The 19,960-nt window shown below is 71.3% G+C and carries 21 protein-coding genes and 3 pseudogenes; 15 read left to right on the top strand and 9 right to left on the bottom strand.

The genetic code is table 11. The features are described 5' to 3' along the window. Positions 1–1,141 (bottom strand): alanine/glycine:cation symporter family protein (locus IEZ01_RS31980; RefSeq protein ID WP_189205217.1); only part of this gene is annotated, 1,141 nt, incomplete at its 3' end. Positions 1,142–1,578: 437 nt separating this feature from the next. Between IEZ01_RS31980 and IEZ01_RS31985 the strand changes: the two genes are divergently transcribed. Next, positions 1,579–2,328, top strand: a complete 750-nt coding sequence (locus IEZ01_RS31985; protein WP_019891818.1) for a class I SAM-dependent methyltransferase — start codon at positions 1,579–1,581, stop codon at positions 2,326–2,328. Between the two features lie 43 nt (positions 2,329–2,371). Here the strand turns inward: IEZ01_RS31985 and IEZ01_RS31990 are convergent. Continuing rightward, a pseudogene (locus IEZ01_RS31990) lies at positions 2,372–2,737 on the bottom strand (LD-carboxypeptidase); the annotation flags it as partial. A 38-nt stretch (positions 2,738–2,775) separates the two neighbouring features. Between IEZ01_RS31990 and IEZ01_RS31995 the strand changes: the two are divergent. After that, positions 2,776–3,252: a hypothetical protein gene (locus tag IEZ01_RS31995; protein ID WP_189205220.1), complete on the top strand. Its 477-nt coding sequence runs from the start codon at positions 2,776–2,778 to the stop codon at positions 3,250–3,252. An 86-nt stretch (positions 3,253–3,338) separates the two neighbouring features. Here the strand turns inward: IEZ01_RS31995 and IEZ01_RS32000 are convergent, their stop codons facing one another. Then, positions 3,339–3,944 (bottom strand): NADPH-dependent FMN reductase, encoded by a 606-nt coding sequence (locus IEZ01_RS32000; RefSeq protein ID WP_019891822.1) that lies wholly within the window; start codon positions 3,942–3,944, stop codon positions 3,339–3,341. Between the two features lie 157 nt (positions 3,945–4,101). Here IEZ01_RS32000 and IEZ01_RS32005 point away from each other — a divergent pair, with 157 nt between their 5' ends. Next, on the top strand, positions 4,102–4,950 hold the full coding sequence (locus IEZ01_RS32005) for a helix-turn-helix transcriptional regulator (protein WP_189205222.1): 849 nt from the start codon (positions 4,102–4,104) through the stop codon (positions 4,948–4,950). Between the two features lie 114 nt (positions 4,951–5,064). Here the strand turns inward: IEZ01_RS32005 and IEZ01_RS32010 are convergent, their stop codons facing one another. After that, on the bottom strand, positions 5,065–5,370 hold the full coding sequence (locus IEZ01_RS32010; RefSeq protein WP_229833317.1) for a hypothetical protein: 306 nt from the start codon (positions 5,368–5,370) through the stop codon (positions 5,065–5,067). Between the two features lie 210 nt (positions 5,371–5,580). Between IEZ01_RS32010 and IEZ01_RS32015 the strand changes: the two genes are divergently transcribed. From IEZ01_RS32015 to IEZ01_RS32035, 5 genes are all read left to right on the top strand, one after another. Further along, complete coding sequence (locus tag IEZ01_RS32015; protein WP_189205224.1) at positions 5,581–6,621, top strand: YihY/virulence factor BrkB family protein; 1,041 nt, start codon at positions 5,581–5,583, stop codon at positions 6,619–6,621. 137 nt (positions 6,622–6,758) lie between these two features. Next, complete coding sequence (locus tag IEZ01_RS32020) at positions 6,759–7,976, top strand: NAD(P)/FAD-dependent oxidoreductase (protein WP_019891826.1); 1,218 nt, start codon at positions 6,759–6,761, stop codon at positions 7,974–7,976. Next, entirely contained in the window at positions 7,973–8,893 is a 921-nt protein-coding gene (locus IEZ01_RS32025; protein WP_019891827.1) for an RNA polymerase sigma-70 factor, read from the top strand. The genes IEZ01_RS32020 and IEZ01_RS32025 overlap by 4 nt, the downstream gene beginning before the upstream one ends. Positions 8,894–9,152: 259 nt before the next feature. Continuing rightward, positions 9,153–9,743: an RNA polymerase sigma factor gene (locus tag IEZ01_RS32030; protein WP_189205226.1), complete on the top strand. Its 591-nt coding sequence runs from the start codon at positions 9,153–9,155 to the stop codon at positions 9,741–9,743. Beyond that, a complete protein-coding gene (locus IEZ01_RS32035) occupies positions 9,740–10,111 on the top strand; it encodes a hypothetical protein (protein ID WP_373287699.1) in 372 nt (123 codons plus the stop codon). The genes IEZ01_RS32030 and IEZ01_RS32035 overlap by 4 nt, the downstream gene beginning before the upstream one ends. Before the next feature lie 6 nt (positions 10,112–10,117). Here IEZ01_RS32035 and IEZ01_RS32040 read toward each other — a convergent pair whose 3' ends face one another. After that, on the bottom strand, positions 10,118–10,714 hold the full coding sequence (locus tag IEZ01_RS32040; RefSeq protein ID WP_189205228.1) for a DUF6434 domain-containing protein: 597 nt from the start codon (positions 10,712–10,714) through the stop codon (positions 10,118–10,120). Between the two features lie 74 nt (positions 10,715–10,788). On the opposite strand from IEZ01_RS32040, the pseudogene IEZ01_RS36280 reads away from it, so the two are divergent. After that, positions 10,789–10,860: pseudogene (locus IEZ01_RS36280) on the top strand (hypothetical protein); the annotation flags it as partial. Here the strand turns inward: IEZ01_RS36280 and IEZ01_RS35380 are convergent. The 3 genes from IEZ01_RS35380 to IEZ01_RS32055 form a co-directional block, all read right to left on the bottom strand. After that, a complete protein-coding gene (locus IEZ01_RS35380) occupies positions 10,838–11,878 on the bottom strand; it encodes a vWA domain-containing protein (protein WP_229833318.1) in 1,041 nt (346 codons plus the stop codon). The pseudogene IEZ01_RS36280 and the gene IEZ01_RS35380 sit on opposite strands and share 23 nt — an antisense overlap. A gap of 139 nt (positions 11,879–12,017) precedes the next feature. Further along, the gene (locus IEZ01_RS32050) at positions 12,018–12,638 is read right to left on the bottom strand and encodes an SRPBCC family protein (protein WP_189205253.1); all 621 of its coding nucleotides are present in this window, start codon (positions 12,636–12,638) and stop codon (positions 12,018–12,020) included. 76 nt (positions 12,639–12,714) lie between these two features. Beyond that, complete coding sequence (locus IEZ01_RS32055) at positions 12,715–13,623, bottom strand: NAD(P)-dependent oxidoreductase (RefSeq protein ID WP_189205233.1); 909 nt, start codon at positions 13,621–13,623, stop codon at positions 12,715–12,717. A gap of 292 nt (positions 13,624–13,915) precedes the next feature. Here IEZ01_RS32055 and IEZ01_RS32060 point away from each other — a divergent pair, with 292 nt between their 5' ends. Continuing rightward, entirely contained in the window at positions 13,916–15,181 is a 1,266-nt protein-coding gene (locus IEZ01_RS32060; protein ID WP_229833319.1) for an erythromycin esterase family protein, read from the top strand. 174 nt (positions 15,182–15,355) lie between these two features. On the opposite strand, the pseudogene IEZ01_RS32065 reads toward IEZ01_RS32060, so the two are convergent. After that, positions 15,356–15,934: pseudogene (locus tag IEZ01_RS32065) on the bottom strand (MFS transporter); the annotation flags it as partial. Between IEZ01_RS32065 and IEZ01_RS32070 the strand changes: the two are divergent. The 5 genes from IEZ01_RS32070 to IEZ01_RS32090 all read left to right on the top strand — a co-directional run bounded on the left by IEZ01_RS32070 (position 15,899) and on the right by IEZ01_RS32090 (position 19,885). Beyond that, positions 15,899–16,555: an FG-GAP repeat domain-containing protein gene (locus tag IEZ01_RS32070; RefSeq protein WP_229833320.1), complete on the top strand. Its 657-nt coding sequence runs from the start codon at positions 15,899–15,901 to the stop codon at positions 16,553–16,555. The pseudogene IEZ01_RS32065 and the gene IEZ01_RS32070 overlap by 36 nt on opposite strands. Before the next feature lie 418 nt (positions 16,556–16,973). Next, positions 16,974–17,156, top strand: coding sequence for a hypothetical protein (locus IEZ01_RS32075; RefSeq protein ID WP_063828514.1), 183 nt, complete (start codon positions 16,974–16,976; stop codon positions 17,154–17,156). Positions 17,157–17,217: 61 nt separating this feature from the next. After that, a complete protein-coding gene (locus IEZ01_RS32080; RefSeq protein ID WP_019891840.1) occupies positions 17,218–17,913 on the top strand; it encodes a hypothetical protein in 696 nt (231 codons plus the stop codon). Next, complete coding sequence (locus tag IEZ01_RS32085) at positions 17,910–18,881, top strand: DUF6895 family protein (protein WP_019891841.1); 972 nt, start codon at positions 17,910–17,912, stop codon at positions 18,879–18,881. The genes IEZ01_RS32080 and IEZ01_RS32085 overlap by 4 nt, the downstream gene beginning before the upstream one ends. Continuing rightward, positions 18,878–19,885, top strand: coding sequence for a serine hydrolase domain-containing protein (locus IEZ01_RS32090; protein ID WP_019891842.1), 1,008 nt, complete (start codon positions 18,878–18,880; stop codon positions 19,883–19,885). The genes IEZ01_RS32085 and IEZ01_RS32090 overlap by 4 nt, the downstream gene beginning before the upstream one ends. Positions 19,886–19,960: the final 75 nt, after the last annotated feature.

Below are 19,960 nucleotides of genomic sequence, written 5' to 3' on the forward strand. Positions count from 1 at the left end.
TGGTGACACCGCCGATGGAGTCTCCGCCCTTACGGACCTCGACGTAGCTGGCCGGGTTGGCGATGACGATGGTCAGCGCGGTCATCGTGCAGATGACGACCGTGTCGATGAACGGCTCCAGCAGGGCGACCAGGCCCTCGCTGGCGGGGTGCTTGGTCTTGACCGCGGAGTGGGCGATCGGCGCGGAGCCGAGGCCGGCCTCGTTGGAGAACGCGGCCCGCTTGAAGCCGATGATCAGCGCGCCGAGGACACCGCCGACGACACCCTGCGGGTTGAACGCGCCCTCGATGATCGTGGCGATCGCGGCCGGGACGGCGGTGACGTGCACCAGGATCACGACCAGGCAGGCCGCGATGTAGATGCCGGCCATGGCGGGCACGAGCTTGCTGGTGACGTTGGCGATGGAGCGGATGCCGCCGAGCAGCACGATGCCGACGAGCGCGGCGATGAGGATGCCGAAGAAGACCGCGCCGGCGGAGGAGCCCATCAGGCCGTCCTCGCCGCCGGTGACGGAGACCAGCTGCGCGTAGGACTGGTTGACCTGGAAGAGGTTGCCGCCGAAGAGACCGAAGAACAGCACGAAGACCGAGGCCAGGATCGCCAGGACCTTGCCGAGGGTCTTGCCGTTCTTGCCGAAGCGCTCGGCCAGGCCCTTGGGCAGGTAGTGCATGGGGCCGCCGGAGACGGTGCCGTCGGCGTGCACCTCGCGGTACTTCACACCGAGGGTGACCTCGACGAACTTGGTGGCCATGCCCAGCAGGCCGCACAGGATCATCCAGAACGTGGCGCCGGGGCCACCGATGGAGACGGCGACCGCCACACCGGCGATGTTGCCCAGACCCACCGTGCCGGAGACGGCGGCGGTCAGCGCCTGGAAGTGGTTGACCTCGCCGGTCGACCCCTTCTCGTCGTACTTGCCCCGCACCACGTTCACGGCGAGCTTGAACTTGCGCAGCTGCACGAAGCCGAACCAGCCGGTGAAGACCAGACCGGCGACGACGAGCCAGGCCACGATGAGGGGAAGCTCCGTACCCCCGACGGGAACGGAGTAGAAGACGACCTCGCCCAGCCATTTGGCTATGGGTTCGAAGAAACCGCTGACGGCTTCGTCGACGGACGTGGTGATGGAGTCGAGTGACACTGTGGCTACCTCGATGGCGCAGGACCGTGGCACGGGAGGAGTGCCGGCGGTTGATGTGCGGTCTTAGAGCGAACGCCGTTGTCCGATCGGCGACCCTGGGCGAACGTGTCCCGCGGACTCGGAACGTGATCACCCTGGTCGTGCGGCCGGTGCGTGCCGGCGGCTCCACGCGGCGGCGAGGGGTGGTGCCACCTGCGGAGTTGCGCAGTTCTACCACGGTCTTTACGGAACCTTTAGTGATGTAGATCACATAACCATCAGTAATCTTCGAAAAGCCCAGCTATCGAAACCGGACCGTTATTCAGAGACATAGATCCGTTCATCGGACACATATGTCTCAGTGCGTGGGCGCCGTGAGAAGAATCCGCCCGCGCGGGAGCGGGCGGCCCGGCCACGCGCCCTGTCCCGCGGCCCGGGCGTGCGCCATAGTTCGGGCCATGGCGTACGGCATCCCCGCCCCCGCACGGGCTCTCGCCTTCGACCTCGCCGCGCGCGCGTACGCCGCGCACCGGCCGCACTACCCCGCGGCGGTCTTCGCCACCGTGGAGGCCTTCAGCGGGCAGCCACTGGCCGGAGCCAGGGTCGCCGACGTCGGCACCGGCACCGGAATCGCCGCCCGCGCCCTGCGCGAGCGCGGGGCCCGCGTGGTGGGCGTGGAGCCCGGCGCCGGGATGGCGGCGCAGTTCCGGCGCGACCTGCCCGGAGTCCCGCTCGTGCGCGGCGACGGCAACCGGCTGCCGCTGGCCGCCGGCTCGCTCGACCTCGTCACCTACGCCCAGTCCTGGCACTGGGCGGACCCCGCACAGGCCCTCCCCTCCGCCCTGCGGGCCCTGCGCCCCGAAGGCGCCCTGGCGTTGTGGTGGAACGACCCGGACCCCTCCGTGCGCTGGGTGGCCGAACAGGAAGCACGGATCGACAAGCGCCTGGGCCCCGGCTGCTACATCTCCAACGTGGACACCCCGGCCGCACTGCCCTGGCGAACCCGCACGCTGCGCTGGTCACGCCGCATCTCCATCGACGGCCACCTCGCCAAGCTCGCCACGCATTCAGCCCTCATCCTGCTCGGCGAACACGAGGCCTCGGCCTTCCTCGCGGCCGAGCGCCGGCACCTGGCGCGGCACTTCCCCGGCGGGGAGCTGGACGAGCCGTACGTGACGACGGTGGCGGTGGCCCTCCGCCCCGCCTAGCCGACCGCGGACGGACCTGCCGCGGCCGTTCTGGCCCCGGGGGTCAGTACGTCACGGTGATGCGCCGTGCCGGCCCGTCGACCCGGACCAGGCACCCGTAGGGGATGACCAGCTGGGGATCGGTGTGCCCGAGGTCGACGTCGAAGACCGCCATGGTCCGCGGGGCGTAGGCCGCCAGCGCCCGCAGCACCGCCTCACGCTGCTCGGTGACGTAAACCGCTTTGGCCTCGGGGCCGAGAGGCTGCTCGAAGGACCAGGCCTTGGCGCGGCCCACCAGCACGGCGGGAAAGCGGGCCGGCAGGCCCCGCTCGCCGGTCCGCTCGGGCTGGTGCCAGATCCAGCCGCCGGCGGGCTGCGAGTCCGGTTCCGCCTCGAAGGTGGCCGGGTCCGCCCAGTCGCGGTCGGTGTCTAGGGTTGAGTCCCTCGACAACTCCGGGGGAGTACGCCGTGGAGATCACCGTCCAGTGGATACGGACGTCGTGGACGAAGGAGTCCCGGGGAGGGCAGGCCGCCTCGCGCAGGAACGCGGCCCCGGTCGGCTTCGTTCTTCCGCCCGCCGAGACCCCCGCCTCCGCACACGTGATCCGCCTGCGCGAGCGTGACGGCTTCGCGCCCTACGACACCCAGGAAGACCGCGGCACGGTCGATGTCCAGCTCCGGGAAGCCGACGGACGACTGAGGGTCTTTCCCCGGGTCCAGCCCTTGTTCGCCCTGCCGCCCCGGCCGCGACGGCCCCCGGCGGTGCGACTCGCCCCCGGCCAGTGGGTGCGCTGGCAGCTCAACTACCGCTTCAGCAGCGCCATGGGGATCCGGGGCTGGTCGTACTGGCTGGATACGTTCAACATCGCCTACGGCCCGGTGAAGGCCGATGTGTTCCTGTCCACGCCCACCGTGTTCATCGACGAACAAGGACCGCTCCGCTAGCCCTGCCCTGAACGTCGACCACGGTCCCCGGTCACGAGGACACAACCTGCCTCCCCGGCTTCGCCCCCCGCCTCGAAAAGCGGGGCCTACCGGCCCGCCCCGTACGGACGGTCCCGGCGCGCGTCACGCAGCACGGACCCCCACCACACCAGCTGGTCGAGCATGACCTTGGCCGCGCCTTCGGGCTCCTCCGGCTGCAGCAGCGTGCCGTCGGGGGAGAAGAGAAGGTAGTAGCGGGGGAAGGAGACGTAGTCCCGGACGGTGTGGGCGTGCAGCTCGTTGAAGACCTGCCGCAGCTGCTCGATCGCCAGCAGGCCGCCGCTGGCCCCGCTGTAGCCGACGAAGCCGACCGGCTTGGCCTGCCACTCCGTGTAGTGCCAGTCGATGGCGGCCTTCAGCGAGGCCGGGAAGCTGCGGTTGTAGTCGGGCGTCACGACCACGACCGCGTCGGCCGCCTTCAGCCGCCGGGTCAGCTCGCCCATCCCCGAAGGACGCGCCAACTCCGGCTCCATCGCGGGCGGCACGGCAGGCAGTTCGAGCGGGAGGTCGACATCCGCCAGGTCGATCACGTCGACCGCGAACTCACCGTGCCGCTCGGCCTGCGCGGCGAACCAGTTCGCCACCACAGGCCCGAAACGCCCTTCCCGGACACTGCCGACGATCACGGCGAGATTCAGTCGCTCACTGGACATGGTGGTACTCCTCGAAAACGGTGACGGACCGGCGGCCCCCGCTCGGGGGGCCGTGCATCCCAACCTGTCAGCCACGCACGCCCGCAGGGAGGCCGCGCGGAGAGTGGTAGTGGCAGGGCCACGATCCGCCTCTGCGGCGGGTGTTACGTTCGGGCAGGTGAGCGACAACGAGTTGGGACTCTTCCTGCGCCTGCGGCGCGAGGCCGTCACACCGGCCGAGGTGGGGCTGCCCGCCGGCCCGCGCCGCCGCACCCCCGGCCTGCGGCGCTCCGAACTGGCCACGCTCGCCGGCGTCAGCGTCGAATACGTCACCAGGCTCGAGCAGGGACGCGACCGCCGGCCCTCGCCGCAGGTGCTGACCGCCCTGGCGGACGCGCTACGGCTCACCACCGCCGAACGCGTCCACCTCCACCGCCTGTCCAAGGGCGCCACCCCCGGCTTCAGCTGTACGGGCGAGGCCGGCCCGAACAGGCACGTGCGGCCCACCGTGCACGCGCTGCTCGACCGGCTGGAGCCGACACCCGCGCTGGTGGTCAACCGGCTGGGCGAGATCCTGGCCTGCACCGACAGCTACCGGCGCCTGGCCGAGCCGATCGGCCTCCTGGACGGCACCCGGCCCAGCCTCGCCCGCTTCGCCTTCACCGACCCCCGGGCCCGTACCGCCTACCCCGACTGGAACCGCGTCGCCGACGAACTGGTCGCAGCCCTCAAACAGGGCTCGGGACAGTCCCAGGCCCATGTCGCGGCCCTGATGGAGGAACTGACCCTCTCCTGCGGGGCCGAGTTCACCGGACGGCTCGCCACCCTGACGGGCCTGCCGAAGCCGACGGGAATCCTGCGGCTGGTCCACCCGCACACCGGTGAACTGCGCCTGACGTACGAGACCCTCGACCTGCCGGCCGACGACGACCAGCAGCTCATCGCCTACCTCCCGGCCGACGCCGAAACCTCGGCAGCGCTGGACCAGCTCACCCACCGCCGCCCCGGGGCCCTGCGCGCGATCTGAGCCATGGGCCGGCCGGGGCCGGCCGTGCACAGCGACGAGTCCCCCGCTCCACCGTCGTACGGGGAGCGGGGGACTCGCGCGCGCGGGCCCGTGCCCGAGGACCAGGGCCTGGTGTCAGTTACGGCCCTGGGTGTCCTGGGCGACGATGAAGTACCGGCCGCAGTCGCCGCCGAACGCCCACGTGCCACGGCCGACCCACTTGCCGTAGACGGTCTTGCCGTTGCTGCAGTCGGTCACCGCACGGGCCTGACCGCTGCGGACGGTGCAGCTCGCCGTCCACTTGTTGACCTTCGACTTCCAGTTGGTGCAGCTGTAGTTGCCGCCGGCGGCCGAGGCCGGGGCGGCCACGGTCATGCCTCCGGCGAGGAACGACGCGGTGGCTATGGCCACGGCGGCGCGGCGCAGCATGGTGTGCTTCAAGGTTTCTCCCCCTTGAAATGCCCTGACGGGCGGACGTGCATGGGTCATGAACACCCCGAGAGTGTTCATGATCATTTTACGTCGCCGCGCTCTCGCCCTCACGCACCCCCCAAGGCACCTCCGCGACTACGCCCCGAAGCCACCGATACCCCAGGGCGGCCGGCCCGGCGGTCGGCGCATGAGACGGCCGTGAGGGGAGACCCGCCCCCTGTGACACGCACACCGAAACCACAGCCCGGTGACCGCGAGCCCCTTGCCTCCGGCCGGGACGACCACGCGGGCCCGGACGAGCAGGTGCGGGAACGGGCGCCCGACCAGCTCTCGGAGCTGCCCAAACGGTCATGGATGGCCGTGCTGCGCGGCACCCTGAAGGAGTTCAAGGACGACGAGCTGGCCGACCGGGCCGCGGGACTGACCCACTACGGCGTCCTGGCTCTCTTCCCCGCCCTGCTGGTACTGGTCTCCCTCCTGGGGGTCGCCGGCGAGTCGGCGACCCGGCAGGTGCTGGACAACCTCCAGAAGCTGACCCCGGGCCCGGCCCGCGACGTGGTGACAGGCGCGGTCCAGCAGCTCCAGAACAACGCCGGCATCGGCTCCCTCCTCGCCGTCGCCGGCCTCGCCGTCGCGATCTGGTCCGCCTCCGGCTACGTCGCCGCGTTCATCCGCGCCTCCAACGCCGTCTACGACATGCCGGAAGGACGTCCGGTGTGGAAACTGCTGCCGCTGCGGCTGGGCCTGACGGTCACACTGATGATCCTTGCCGTCGTCAGCGCCCTGATCGTGGTCTTCACCGGCGGCCTGGCCCGTCAGACCGGCTCCGCCCTCGGTCTCGGTGACACGGCGATGACGGTGTGGTCGATCGCGAAGTGGCCGGTCCTGGTCCTGCTCGTCACACTCATGATCGCGATCCTGTACTGGGCCGCGCCCAACGCCAGGGGCCGCGGCTTCAGGTGGGTCACACCGGGAAGTGTCCTGGCCCTGGTGATCTGGATGATCGCCTCGGCCGGCTTCGCGCTCTACGTGGCGAACTTCGCCTCGTACAACAAGACGTACGGCACCCTCGCCGCGGTGATCATCTTCCTGGTGTGGCTGTGGATCACCAACCTCGCCATCCTCCTGGGCCTGGAATTCGACGCCGAGCTGGTCCGCCAGCGCGCCATCGCGGGCGGCCACCCGGAGGACGAGGAGCCCTACGTCGAACCCCGGGACACCACCAAGTGGACCGAGGAGGACCGTCGCCGCCTCGACTGAGACGCCCGCGTCCCGAATCTGCCCTGCCCTCCCCGCCGCTCTCTCCTGTGGCGCGCATCACATCCGCCCCATGTCACGTCCAGGCCGCCTGCTCCCATCTGGTGGGTGTCAGCAAGCGAGCCGAGGAGGACGGAACGATGAACGCACAGCAGAAGACCGGCACGACCACCGGCACGGCGACCGCGCACCGCGTGGTGATCCTGGGGGCGGGATACGCGGGCATGGCCGCGGCCATCCAGCTCGCGGCCCGGGTGAAGGGGCGCGACGGGGTGGACGTGACCCTGGTGAACGCGCAGGAGCGGTTCACCGAGCGCCTGCGCCTGCACATGACGGCGACCGGGCAGCAGACCGCCGAGCTGAGCATCCCCCAGCTGCTGGAAGGCACGGGCACGCGGTTCGTGCGCGGCTGGGTGACGGCGGTGGACGCCGAGGCGAAGACCGTACGGATCGACGACGACCGGGTCCTGCCCTACGACACCCTGGTGTACGGCCTGGGCGGCGTCGCCGACACCTCGGCGGTGCCGGGCGCCGAGGACCACGCGTACACCCTGAGCAGCGCCCAGGACGCCGAGCTGCTGGCCGGCCGGCTGGAGCGGCTCGCCGGCGGAACGGTCGTGGTCGCCGGCAGCGGCCTGACCGGCATCGAGTCGGCCGCGGAGATCGCCGAGCGGCACCCCCGCCTGAGCGTGGTGCTGCTGGGCCGGCAGGAGCCCGGGGCGACCATGAACCCGAAGGCCAAGGCGTATCTGCACGCCGCGCTCGACCGGCTGGGCGTTCAGGTGCGTAACCGCGCAGAGGTGGTGAAGGTGCTGCCCGACACGGTGGAGCTGGCGGGCGGGGAGAGCATCGCCGCCGACGCGGTCCTGTGGACCAGCGGCACGCGGACCTCGCCGCTGGCGGCCGCAGCCGGGCTGAGCGTCGATGACCGCGGACGCATCGTCACCGACGCCACGCTGCGCTCGGTCTCGCACCCCGACGTGTACGCGATCGGCGACGCGGCCGCCATCCGCCAGGGGTACGGCGTCATGCACGGCACCTGCCAGGGAGGCATGCCCACCGGCGTGCACGCCGCGCTGTCGATCGACCGGGCGCTGCGCGGCAAGCAGCCCAAGCCGTTCCGTTTCGGCTACTACCACACACCGGTGAGCCTGGGACGCGGTGACGCGGTGGTGCAGTTCACGCGCCCCGACGACACCCCGCGCCGGATCTGCCTGACAGGCCGGACGGCCGTCCGGTACAAGGAGACGGTGACCGCCTCGCCCTGGCCGACGTACGGCCGTATGAAGAAGATGCCCGCCTCGGGCGCGTTCTGGCCCCGCGGGGGCCGCTTCACCCGGCTGAAGGGAACCAAGTGACCGGCCTGCCCGCCGACCCCGACCAGCAGGTCTTCCACGAGCACCGCAGGCTGCTGTTCTCCGTGGCCTACCGCCTCCTCGGCAGCGCGGCCGACGCCGAGGACGCGGTCCAGGACGCCTGGATCAAGTGGTCCGCCGCCGACCGCTCACAGGTGGCCGACCCCAAGGCGTACCTGACGCGCATCGTCTCCAACCTGGCGCTGGAACGGCTGCGTTCCGCCCGGCACAAACGCGAGACGTACGTGGGGCCGTGGCTGCCGGAGCCCATTCTCACCGGCCCCGACGCCTCCGAGACCGTCACGGACGCCGAGTCGGTGTCGATGGCCATGCTGGTGGTGATGGAGACCCTCAGCCCGCTGGAACGCGCGGTGTTCGTGCTGAAGGAGGTCTTCGGCTTCAGCCACGCCGAGATCGCCGAGGCGGTGGAACGCTCCGAAGCCGCGGTGCGGCAGGCCGCCCACCGAGCCCGCGAGCACGTGCGGGCCCGGCGGCCCCGCTTCGCCGCCGACCGGTCGCGGCAGCGCCAGGCCACCGAACAGTTCTTCGCCGCCGCGACCGGCGGAGACGTCAACGCCCTGATGGAACTGCTCTCCCCGGACGTCACCTTGTGGACCGACGGCGGCGGCAAGGTCCGCCAGGCCCTGCGCCCGGTGGTCGGCGCGTCCACGGTGGCCGCCTGGTTCGCGGCGATCGGCACCGTCACCTACCAGGGCATCGAACCCGCCGACATGAAGGCCGAACTCGTCGAGATCAACGGCGGGCCCGGCATGGTCTTCAGCGGGCCGGGACGCGTGATCGCCACCGTCACCTTCGACTTCGACGCCGAGGGCCGTATCACCGCCATCCACAACGTGGCCAACCCCGACAAACTCCAGGCCGTCGCCGAAGGCACCGCGTACGACATCGGGACGCGGTGAGCGCCGTCGCCGCCCGCGTCCGGGGAAGTTTCTTCGGCCGGAGGTGAATCCTTTCCGGGCCTGCCCGCCTCTTGTCCGTGTACCGGCCGAACGGGCCGGCGGAACCGGGAGGAAGCACCGATGTGGGTCACCAGCCTCGTAGTCGTCGCAGCCCTGCTCGTGGGCGCGTGCAGCTGGCACCTGATGCGGCGCTACAAGAGCCGCGGCTGACCAGCACCTGCCCGCGCCCGCGCGGGCACCTTCCGGAAACGAGGAGCAGATGAACCCACGCTTCCCCTGGCCGGACGAGCGGCTGATCAAGGCCGCCCAGGACGGCGACGTCACATCCCTCACCACCGTCGTCATGGAATCGCAGCCCCATGTACGCAAGTTCGCCCTGTCGCTGTGCGCCTCGCCGCAGGACGCCGAGGACGCGGCGCAGGAGGCGCTGATCACCCTCTACCGGAAGATCGGCACCCTGCGGGCCACCGGCGCGCTCGCCTCATGGATGTTCCGGATCGTGCGCAACGAATGCCTCCGGCAGGTACGGCTCCTCCTTTCGCGCGGGAACGAGGCGCCGGCCGAACCGGAGGCGGGGGCAGGGGAGTTCGCGCAACCGTCCGCCGAGGACGCGGTGCTGCACCGCCTGGAGGCGGAGCGGATCGCGGCCGCGGTCGGTGCCCTTCCCCTCGACCAGCGCCAGGTCCTGATCATGCGGGACGTACAGGGCCTGCCCGGCAGGACCGTCGCCGACGCGCTCGGTCTGAGCAACGCCGCGATGAAGTCACGGCTGCACAGAGCGCGCGCAGCCCTGCGCGACTCACTGACCGCACCCGCCGACCCTCTCGTCGCAGGAGACACACGACCATGAACACCGTGAACGCGATGAAACCCGCGCAGGGCGCGATGACCCGGGCCGCCGCAGAGCCCGCAGAGCCCGCAGAGCCCGCGGCGCCCGCGGCGAACTTCGCCAGTACGTCCCTCCCGCGCCATCTGGCGCGCGGCGCCATCGGCTTCGGGCTGATCGTCGGCTCGATCGCCCTGGTGCCCGTCGCCGGCCCGGCCGCCCTGCTGGCGGCCCCGCTGGCCGTGATCGCCTTCCGCGGCTGCCCCACCTGCTGGATGGTCGGCCTGGCGCAGACCATCTCCCGCGGCCGCCTGGAGCGCCGGTGCGCGGACGGCGTCTGCACCCTCACCGCGGCGCACCCGGCGGCGCGGGCCGCGGGCCCGTCACGCTGACCGAGGTCAGCGCCCTGAGCAGGGGTGGGGGAGGGGGCGTGGGGCGGCACGGTTGGCCTGCCAGGCCGCCAGGGCCTCCTGCCTGGTGCCGGCCGGATGGGCGGTGTGCCAGGCGCGCAGGAAGCGGTTGAACTCGAACTGCGCGCCGATCTCCTGCGGCCGCGCCCCGGCGGCGCGGGTGGCGTGCCAGTGGGCGACCGCCTCGTGCAGGGTGCGGCCCGGGTTCTTTGCGATGTAGCCGCGCATGGCGGCGTCGAAGTGGAAGCCGGGGCCGATCGCCCGGTGGAAGAACTCCCGCAGGACCTGGCTGCACCGCTGCCCTTCGGGGATCACCGTGGTGCCGTCCACCGGTGCGCTGAGCTGCCGGGCGGCCGGGCTCCGGCGGCCCGCGGCCGTGACCGCGGGCAGCGGCTTCCCGTCCAGCACGGCCCGCAGGCGCTCGGTGAGCTGCGCCTTGCCGCCACCGCGCGGTACGCCGAGCTGCCGGGCGAGGCCGGTCAGCTCCGCCAGCGTCCAGTACCAGCGGGCCAGTTCGTCGCCGCTGAGGGCAGGAGTGAGGGGCGGCCGCTCCCCGGAAGCGACCACACGCTGAACCGAATACATGTTCCCATCCTAGGGCTCTCGCCGGGCTCAACTTCTCCGGCCGGCACCGGGGCCGACCGGGGTGCGGCCGCGCGGTGCCTTCCCGTCCTTACGGCGTCCCTGGCGGAGGGTTCCAAGGCGGCGTCAGTTCATCAGCAGCAGCCGCGTGTTGGGCAGCAGCTTCCGGTTCACGCTGGTGCTCTGCACGAAGATCGTGAAGTCGTCGTTGTGGTCCGGCTTGACGCGGACTTCCACGTCCGGCAGGCCGAGCAGCGCCCTGGCCTCCGGACCCGCGTACACCCGGTCGGTCTTCTTCTCCAGCACCGCGATCTGTTTCCGTGCCTGGACCTTCTCCGACTTGCTCAGCTGATAGAACGCGCCACCGGTACGGTATTCGTGGCCGCATTCGATGACCCAAGCCTTGATCGCCGTGTCGCGGTCCACCCCGATCAGCTGATACCGCGAGGGATCCACCGGGGTGAGACCGGCCGCCTTGATGGTTTCCTGGTTGACCGCATCCGCGCCCGTGGAGAACACCGCCCGCGATCCCCGGATGCCCTTGGTGCGGCCCACCATGAATTTCTCGGTGGCCTCCTGAATGACCTGCCCGGCCTCCTCCAGGCCTTGGGTGCTCGTGGCGTCCCATATGGCGATGTTGTCCTTCGGGAAGCCGTACTGCATGGCCTCGCGCTTGCCCATCTGGTCCGGCACCAGCACGGCCAGCGTCCAGTTGTCGTCCTGCGTCTCGATCATCTCGGCGACGGCCCGCACCAGTTCACGCTGATCCCGGGCGGGGGCATCGGGGCAGCGGTGGCTTGCGTTCTCCTGCCCGTCGGTCAGGACGAACGTCAGGAAGCTGTGGTCGCCGTAGAGTTGAGCGGTCTGCGCCAGCTCCCGCTGCGATGTGAGCGTGGCCGCCAGCAGCGCCGTCATTCCGCCGACCCGGTAGAGCTGCTTCAGGGACGGCATGCGCAGCACGTCCTTGTCGTAAATGACGCACTGCACCTTGTCCGCGAAGACATACACCGTGACGCGGGTTTCCTGGTCCAGTTCCTTCGACCGGCGGGCCAGATAGGCGATCTGCTGGTCGGCGACTTCGACGACCTTGCGGCTCAGGTTCGACATGGACGAACTGGCATCGAGCACAAGAGCAACGTGATTGATGTAGTTCTGGATTCCGGGCATGGCGGTTCCCCCTTTTTTCCTTGCCGACTTGATGCTTCGATCCTCTCACCCACCACTGACAATCGATCTTGGACCGGCGGGGGCATCCGCCCGGGGAGCAAGCTGACGTACGAGGCGTCGGTGAACCGGCCCGGCCGGCTCAGCGCGGCCGGTTGTGGGCGCGAGCCTCGGCGGCGGACTTCAGCTCGCGCAACCACGCCTCAAGCCCCTCCCGCAGAAGCTCGGTCGCGGTGGGGACATCGGCTTCGACCTGGGGGCCGGTGTGGGTTTCCTCCGTACGCACGCGCACGCCGCCCTTGACCTTGATGAAGCTCCACACGTGAACACCGTCGATGCGCAGTCCTTCGCCGATCGCCGGGCCGGTCCAGCGGATGCACGCGTGGTGCTTGAGCTGCCGGACGGTGGAGGTGATTTCCAGGTCGGTTGCGGGAGTTGAGGGGTTGGGCGGTATCGGCATCGTCCACCGGAACGCCGAACCGGTGCGGAAGCGGCCGTGGTCGAGGCGTTCCACGGTCTCGACCGGGCTCTGCCAGGACGGCCAGCGCTCCACGTCGGTCTGCAGCTTCCAGACGGTGGACAGCGGGGCGTTGATCGTGATCTCGGTCCGGTGGCGGACGAGAGCGTCGGGGTCGACGCCTTCGCCGCGGCAGGTGACGGACGTGGCGGGGTGGGGGCTGTGGGGGCCGGCGGCCCCGGCGGGGGTGGCGGCGCTCCCAAGGAGGCCTGAAACGACGGCCCGGCCTTCGTCGGCGTCGCTCAGCTGTGTGACGAGATCCCGGAAGCGTTCCTGCCTCGGAAGGCCACACCGGCGGCGGCGCACGCCGGCCCCGGTTCAGTCATGCGCTCTGCCCCGGGTGCCCGGGCTTCTTGAGGACTTCCGTCAGGGCCGCGATGCTGTGCTCGCCGTGGCCCGCTTCGGCCGCTCGCCTGAGCAGGTCGTGGAAGGGCTCGTGCCACCGCGTGTCGAGGTTCGCTTCCCTGCCCAGTTCCTCGTCAGCGGCGGCGCCGGCCAGGAACACGTTCACCGAGGACGCGGGCTTGCTGTAGTCGCCGCGGTCGATCTCCTCGGCGAACACCGGCAGTATCGAGTTGATCATCTCGAACCACTTGACGGTGAACGGAACCATCGAGGCGGCCGTGAGGCCACGGGCCTGCAGAGCTGCCGCTCCCTGGAAGAAGCCGACGAGCGCGGGCAGCAGGGTGCCGCCCACCGCCATCTCGTACAGCGCGGCGAGGTCCGCGTCGGCGCCGAGGTGGACGGTGTCGCCGCCCAGCACCCGCAGCGTCGGTGCGAACTCCTCGAAGACGCCGCGCTCGCCGCTGTAGTACAGCAGGGTGTCATCGGCGCCCACCGCGGACGGTACGTTCTTGACGGCCCCGGCGAGGTAGCGTGCGCCGTGCCCCCGCGCCCATGCGGCCATCTGACGGGCCCCGGCCGGTGAACCGCTGTTGAGGGTCACCAGGGCCCGCCCCTTCAGTGCGGCGGCGGCCGGTTCCAGGGCCTCGATGGTGCTCTCGTACGTGGTCAGGCAGGCAACGACCAGCCCACTGGCAGCAACCGCCTCGTCGACCATACCCGCGGCGACCGCACCCCTGGCCACGAGCGGCGCCGCCTTCGACGAAGTCCGGTTCCAGACGGTGGTCGGGTGCCCTGCCTCGATGAATGCCTCGGCCAGCGCGCTGCCCATGGAGCCCAGCCCGACGACGGTCACGGGAATGCGGTGGTGCCGGTGGTGCCTGTTCATATGTCGCTCCTTGCCTGATGGTGACGGGCCCGGCCCCGGAAAGGGCCAAAACACGGCACCGCACGGCGAGTTGAGGCTCGGTGCGATGCCTTCTCCATGCTGCGAGCGACACCGATGCGTCGGCAAGTACCTACAATTTTGTCTGGTACCCACCTTTTGGTAAGGGAGAAGTGCTGGTGAGGAGGCGGAGCCGTACCTGCGGGCTGAACGCCTCGAAACGCTCCCGTAAGCCCGGCCGGCCCCGGCCTGCTGCTACAGGCGCTGTCACCCCCCAGGGGTAGCCTCAACGGGCATGACGCCCACACCACGCGGGACCGCGCCCCACACGGTGACGAACTGGCTGGCCCGGAACGCCGTACAACTCAGCACCGTGACCGCAGGGAGCCGCACCACCGACCTTCAGCCGCTGAAGAGCGTTCTCGACGGCGTGCGGATCATCGGCATGGGGGAGGCCACCCACGGAACACGCGAGTTCTTCCGTCTCAAGCACCGTCTGCTGGAGTTCCTGGTGACAGAGCTGGGCTTCTGCGCTCTCGCCATGGAAGCAAGCGCGTCGGCAGCACCCGCTGTCGACGCCTACGTCCGCCATGGCGTCGGCAACGCCGCCAAAGCCCTGACCGGGCTCGGGTTTTGGACCTGGCGCACCCATGAGGTGCTGGCGATGATCGAGTGGATGCGGGCCTACAACCGAGGCCGCCCCGAAGCCCACCAGGTGCGCTTCGCAGGCATCGATCCCCAAAAGTGCGGCCCCTCCCTCACGGCGCTCGACGCCGTACTGCGCCGCGCGGCACCCGAGCACGCGGCCGAACTCCTTTCCCCGCTGCGCGTGCTCGCCGACGCCTACCCGGGATCACACCCCGACCCCCAACAGCGCCTGCTCCACCACGCCGAGGCGCTGCGCAGATTCCTCCACGACATCCCCGAAGCCGGCACCGGCGTGCTGCGGCACGCCCGGATCCTCACCCGCGCCGCCGACCTGGCGACCCGCTCGCCACGGCACCCGGAGGCCGCGCAGACCGCCTCGGCAGCCCGCGACCGGTACATGGCCGACGCGGTCGATGAACTCCTCACCGATCCGTCCGCGCGCATCGCCCTGTGGGCTCACAACGGCCACATCACCACCAGCCGTCACAGCGGAGCCGGACCGGCCATGGGGCACCACCTGCGAAAGCGGCACGGCGATGCCTACTACGCACTCGGTCTGCTCTTCGGCCAAGGCTCCTTCCGCGCCCGCCGCAGATGGCCGGGCCCGTGGGCACGGCCCCGCGCCGGAGGCGTCGCCGTCAACCGGACAGGCCCTGCCCGCGCCGCCTCGGTGGAGGCCCAGCTGGCCGCGGCCAACCCCGGCGACCACGTCGTGGATCTCCGCAGCGCGGCCGGCGCGCCGCCGGCCGTACAGCGGTGGCTCCACGAGCGCCACCTCACGCGCGGGTTCGGCGCCATGGTGCCGCGCTGGACCTACCGGTTCCAGCACCGTCCCCTCACCCCGGCCGACGCCTACGACGGACTGGCCTATATCGCGCTCTCCACCAGTTCCCAGCCTCTCTCGCCCCCATGAGCGGTCGTCCCGGAACCAAGCGCACCGCCTGCCTCGCACAACGCGTACATGGCTTAGTTCACGAGAACCGAGAACCGACAGCAGATGTTCACCACTTGGGAAGTCACCTGGGTGAGCCCCGAAATCGAACTGCTTGAGCCTCGTGACATCGTTGTGACGCCTTCGCGGCAGGCGTCACAACACGTCGGGTGCACTCTCGGCGGGATCCTTGGATACCGGGTGATCTGGACCGCCGGCCGGGGCGGCGGCACGCAGCGCCGCTTCGACCCGGCGGTTGCTGGTCATGGATGCCGTGACGGCCGTCATCGCCAGGAGGAGGACGGCGGCGGCGTAGAGCGGGGTGCGGATGTCGTAGGTGGTGGCCAGCCAGCCGCCGAGGAAGGCCCCGATGGGGGCGGCGCACATGGCCAGCATGCGGGAGGTGGAGGCGACCCGGCCCATCAAGTGGGCGGGGACGATCGCCTGCCGAAGGGATGGCCCGAGCACCATCGTGGCGCCCATGCCGGCCCCGCAGACGGCGAGCGCCAGCCCCGCCACGTACGGGTTCGGGGCAGCGGCCAGGCCCAGAATGGCAAGCCCTTCGACGGCGGCAGTGCAGGTCAGCGCGGTGCCGAGCCGGCGGCCAAGGTAGGAGGCGATGCCTGCACCGAGCAGGCCTCCGGCAGCCTCCGCTGTGAGGAGCAGGCCGAAGCCGTAGGTGTCGATGCCCAGGCGGTCGTGCGCGAAGAGGGCGAGGACCGCGTCTCGCGCCAGGCCAACCCGCACGACTGCAACGACAACGGCTCCACGGACGTCCTGGCCCGGGACGCCTCCGGTGCCCTGTGGCGGGACGACCTCTTCGACTGGCCCTCGGGCAGCCAGATCACCACCGCCAAGCGGACGAAGATCGGTACCGGCTGGCAGGTCTACAGCCAGATCGAGGCCGCGGGGAACCTCGTCGGCACCCCGGCCGGCGACCTCGTCGCCCGCGACACCGCCGGCGTCCTGTGGCTCTACCAGGGCACCGGCACGGGCACCTTCACCTCCCGCGTCAAGATCGGCACCGGCTGGAGCGGCTTCACCCACCTCGTCGGCGCCGGCGACGCCACCGGCGACGGCCGCCCCGACCTGATCGCCTACGGCCCCAACGGCACGTCCGTCTACCGCTTGACCGGCACGACGACGGCCCCCCTCACCCGGCAGACGGCCCCCCTCACCCGGCAGACGACCACCCTGTACGCGGGCGAAGGAAGCAAGTTCAACACCGTCGCCCAGAAGCAGGCGCCCCGAGCCACCCGTGCCGCGGCCCCCCGCCGGCACACCTCCTGCAGGACAGGCAGAGCAGGGCAGGGCCGCGGCGCGTGCCTGACCCGCAAGAGATGCGTGCGAACCTGAGTTCCGGGGTGGCGAGGAACAGGCCTGCCGACAACGGGTGAACCCACGCGTGGAACTCACCTGCCGCGGCTGGTTTCTGTGCAGGGTGCGGGTGACGCCCGCGATGACGGCGGAGGCTGTCGTTGGACCCATACCGGCCCGTGCGCCGACCCAGACCGCCGATGGGGATCAAGAGGCCGAGTGTGCAGACGAGGGACTGGAACGGGGCGCCTTCGCCTCGTTCGACCGGGGTGGGGGAGTGGGTGCCACGACACCAAGGCGCCCCCCGGGAGAGACAGAGGCCGCCGCCTGCGCGCCCCGCTTCGTAGCCGAGCGAGCGGTAAGCCTGTCGCGCTTGATCGCGCACAGTCGCAGCAGGTCTACTCTGTGTAATGGCGCTGCCTGCTGATGGCGCCCAACCCCCACAAGGAGATCCCTGATGCCTACCGCACTTGTGCCTGTGCTCGCGCCGGTTGCGTCGCAGACAGAAGAGACCGCCCTCACCGCCCTGCTGACCGAGGGTGAGGCGCCGGTCAGCGACGCCCCGCAGCACTGCCCGCCCGCCGCCAGTCTCATCCTCATCCTCCTAAGCCCGAAGGAGCCCAAGGAGACGGGCCGCTGACACCCCCGCTCATCGCCGCCGTCCGCCGCTGCTCACCCCGTCGGGAGAAGGTTCACCAGGCATGTCAGTAACCGATGCGACACTGCGGGCCAAGTACGGCAACGCCGTGGAGCGGATGGCGGGCCTCGCTCTCGCCGCCCTGCGGGGTGGCGAGAGCGTGTGCGACTCCTTGCAGCCCCTGACCACAGCGGATCTGGCCGCCGTACGGATCATGGGCCCGGACATGTTCGCCGCCCAGACCTTCGGCACGTCCGCCGGTTCGGGCCAGGGCCAGGGACAGGACGCGGCGACCGCGGTCGCCCAGGCGCACCGCGTCTTCCCCCAGGCCGGTGACGGCGACGTGGTCGTGGCCTGGCACGACTGGGCCACCGCAGAGCTCGCCTCCCGCACCGGGCCGGCCCAACCACCCCAGCTCCCGGACCGGTTGCCCTCCGCCACCGGCTGGCGGGACTGGTCCCTGGCGATGGCCCGGCTCGCCCCGCTGGCACTGCCCACCCTCGACAGCCCCCTGCACGACCGCGCCCGCTCCCAGCCCGTACCGCTGGCCCGGGGGACTGTACGGGCCATGCTGCGCCGCGACCACCGGACCGCGGCACGCCTGGTGCGCTGGCTGGCGTGGCTGCACCAGGCCCGCGTACCGGTCCCCCTGGAGGTCCCGCCGCTGATCACCCGCCTCAGGCAGGTCGGTGCCGGCAGTGCCCGTACCGTCCTCGACCTGACCGTAGCCGAACGCCTCCTGGGAACGAACGACCGATGAGCGACACCGAAGACCTCACCGCCGGCCCCGCCCCGGAGCACCTGGACTTGAGCACGGTCCAGCGCTGGTCCTCCCAGGCCCTCAACTGGCTGCACACCAGCCACAGCGAAGGCCACGGCCGGCTCGGCGCCGACGCCACCATCGACCTCACCGACCCCGACAACGCCTACAAGCCACTGGGCGAAGCCGCCCTGGCCGCCTCCCTGGTCCTGCGCGACGGCGTCGCCGGAGCCCACGACACCCGCCTCGCACACGAACTGATCGACTCCTGCTGGCACCGGCTGCACGAGGGCGACCTGCTCTACGAGCGGCAGCTGCGCCACCTGACACTCACCGACCCGCTGGAGCTCTACGCCCACTTCGCCCGCGCCGGATACCGCCACCAGCCGCTGGAGGACCTGCTCACCGCCTACGCCGGCCTGCGCGCCCCGGACGCCGTGGAGATCGTTCCCAACCGCCGGCTGGCCGTGGCCAACGCCCGCCGCATCATCGGTGCCGGCCGCGAACCCGACTGGCGGCAGCTGGCCGCCGCCACCTGGCTGGGCGTCACCCCCGAGCCGTGGGCGCTGGAGTGGAGCACCGTCTACGACATCACCCACACCGTCTTCCACCTCACCGACTGGGGCGCCCGCCCCCACGGCCTGCCCCCGCACATGGCCGCTTACCTCAGCACCTGGCTGCCCGTGTGGGTCGACGTCTGGCTGGAAGTCGGCGCATGGGACCTCGTCGGGGAACTGCTGATCGTGGACGCCTGCATGGGCGAGCCCGCCTGCGGCGCGGAGCCCTGGCGGCACCTGGCCGCGGCGCAACATCCCGACGGCCTCACGCCCCGCGACCGTGAACCCGTCGCAGACGACCCCCACCGGGCCTTCAAGGACAACGAGCACACCGCCGTCGTCGCCGTCATCGCCGGCACCGTCACCCTCGCCCGCATGCTCGGCACCAGCCACACGCCCGTTCCGGCATGACAACCGCCGACCTGACCCGCCTGACACAGGCGGCCCCAGGCGCGACCGCCGTCACCCTCGCCGTCCTCCACGGCGGCCAACGCCACGTGTGGTGCCACGGCACCCCCGCCGCCGGCGCACGCCCCACCACACCCGCAACCGCCTACGAGATCGGCTCCGTCACCAAAACCTTCACCGCGCTCCTCCTGGCCCAACTCGCCGCACAGGGCCGCGTCAACCTGCACGACCCCATCGACGCCCACCTGCCCCGCCACCACCGCCCGCGCACGCCGGGCGGCGCCGCGATCACCCTGCTGCACCTGGCCACCCACACCTCCGGCCTGCCCCGCCTGCCCCCCGGCCTGCTCACCCGCGCCCTGCCGGCCTACTTCACCAACCCCTACGCCGCCTACAGCGAAGAGGAATTCCACCGCTGCCTGCCCCGCACCCGCGTACGCCACCGCCCAGGCACCCGCCTGACCTACTCCAACTACGGCATGGCGCTACTGGGCCACACCCTGGCCCACGCCACCGCAACCCCCTACCCCGCCCTGCTCACCGAGACCGTCTGCCGCCCCCTCGGCCTCACCGCCACCCACTGCGGCCCCCCGCCCACCGGCCAGGCCACCGGCCACCGCGCAGGCAGACCCCTGCCCCCCTTCGCCCTGCCCGCCCTGCCCGCGGCAGGCGCCCTGCGCACCACCGCCGAAGACCTCCTCACCTACCTCCACGCCCTCCTCCACCCCCACACCACCCCCCTCACCCACGCCCTGCTCGCCGTACAAAAGCCCCGCCTGCGCGCCCCCCGCTCCCGCGACCACCTGTGCCTGGCCTGGAACCTGCGCCACGTCGACGGCCACACCCTCCTCTTCCACTCCGGCGCCACCCGCGGCTTCACGGTCTTCGCCGGCTTCGCCCCCCGCACCGGCACCGCCCTGGCCGCCCTGGCCAACACCGGCCCCCGCCTCGGCGGACGCTTCGTCCAGTGCGCCTACACCACCCTCAAACGCCTCTGCGGCAGTTGATGACCGGCAAGCGGCTCTCCCGCCCGGGGGTGATCCTCGGGTTCCACGAGCTGCGCCTGGTACGGGAGGAACGGC

Origin of the sequence: Streptomyces purpureus (assembly GCF_014648195.1) — a bacterium.
GTDB lineage: Bacteria > Actinomycetota > Actinomycetes > Streptomycetales > Streptomycetaceae > Streptomyces > Streptomyces purpureus.

Excerpts from the sequence above, each read along its gene's own strand:
- IEZ01_RS32085 (WP_019891841.1), top strand. The coding sequence starts at position 17,910 with ATGAGCGACACCGAAGACCTCACCGCCGGCCCCGCCCCGGAGCACCTG.
- IEZ01_RS32020 (WP_019891826.1), top strand. The coding sequence starts at position 6,759 with ATGAACGCACAGCAGAAGACCGGCACGACCACCGGCACGGCGACCGCG.
- IEZ01_RS32090 (WP_019891842.1), top strand. The coding sequence starts at position 18,878 with ATGACAACCGCCGACCTGACCCGCCTGACACAGGCGGCCCCAGGCGCG.
- IEZ01_RS32040 (WP_189205228.1), bottom strand. The coding sequence starts at position 10,714 with ATGTATTCGGTTCAGCGTGTGGTCGCTTCCGGGGAGCGGCCGCCCCTC.
- IEZ01_RS35380 (WP_229833318.1), bottom strand. The coding sequence starts at position 11,878 with ATGCCCGGAATCCAGAACTACATCAATCACGTTGCTCTTGTGCTCGAT.
- IEZ01_RS32060 (WP_229833319.1), top strand. The coding sequence starts at position 13,916 with ATGACGCCCACACCACGCGGGACCGCGCCCCACACGGTGACGAACTGG.
- IEZ01_RS32035 (WP_373287699.1), top strand. The coding sequence starts at position 9,740 with ATGAACACCGTGAACGCGATGAAACCCGCGCAGGGCGCGATGACCCGG.
- IEZ01_RS32080 (WP_019891840.1), top strand. The coding sequence starts at position 17,218 with ATGTCAGTAACCGATGCGACACTGCGGGCCAAGTACGGCAACGCCGTG.
- IEZ01_RS32075 (WP_063828514.1), top strand. The coding sequence starts at position 16,974 with ATGCCTACCGCACTTGTGCCTGTGCTCGCGCCGGTTGCGTCGCAGACA.
- IEZ01_RS32055 (WP_189205233.1), bottom strand. The coding sequence starts at position 13,623 with ATGAACAGGCACCACCGGCACCACCGCATTCCCGTGACCGTCGTCGGG.
- IEZ01_RS32030 (WP_189205226.1), top strand. The coding sequence starts at position 9,153 with ATGAACCCACGCTTCCCCTGGCCGGACGAGCGGCTGATCAAGGCCGCC.
- IEZ01_RS31985 (WP_019891818.1), top strand. The coding sequence starts at position 1,579 with ATGGCGTACGGCATCCCCGCCCCCGCACGGGCTCTCGCCTTCGACCTC.
- IEZ01_RS32000 (WP_019891822.1), bottom strand. The coding sequence starts at position 3,944 with ATGTCCAGTGAGCGACTGAATCTCGCCGTGATCGTCGGCAGTGTCCGG.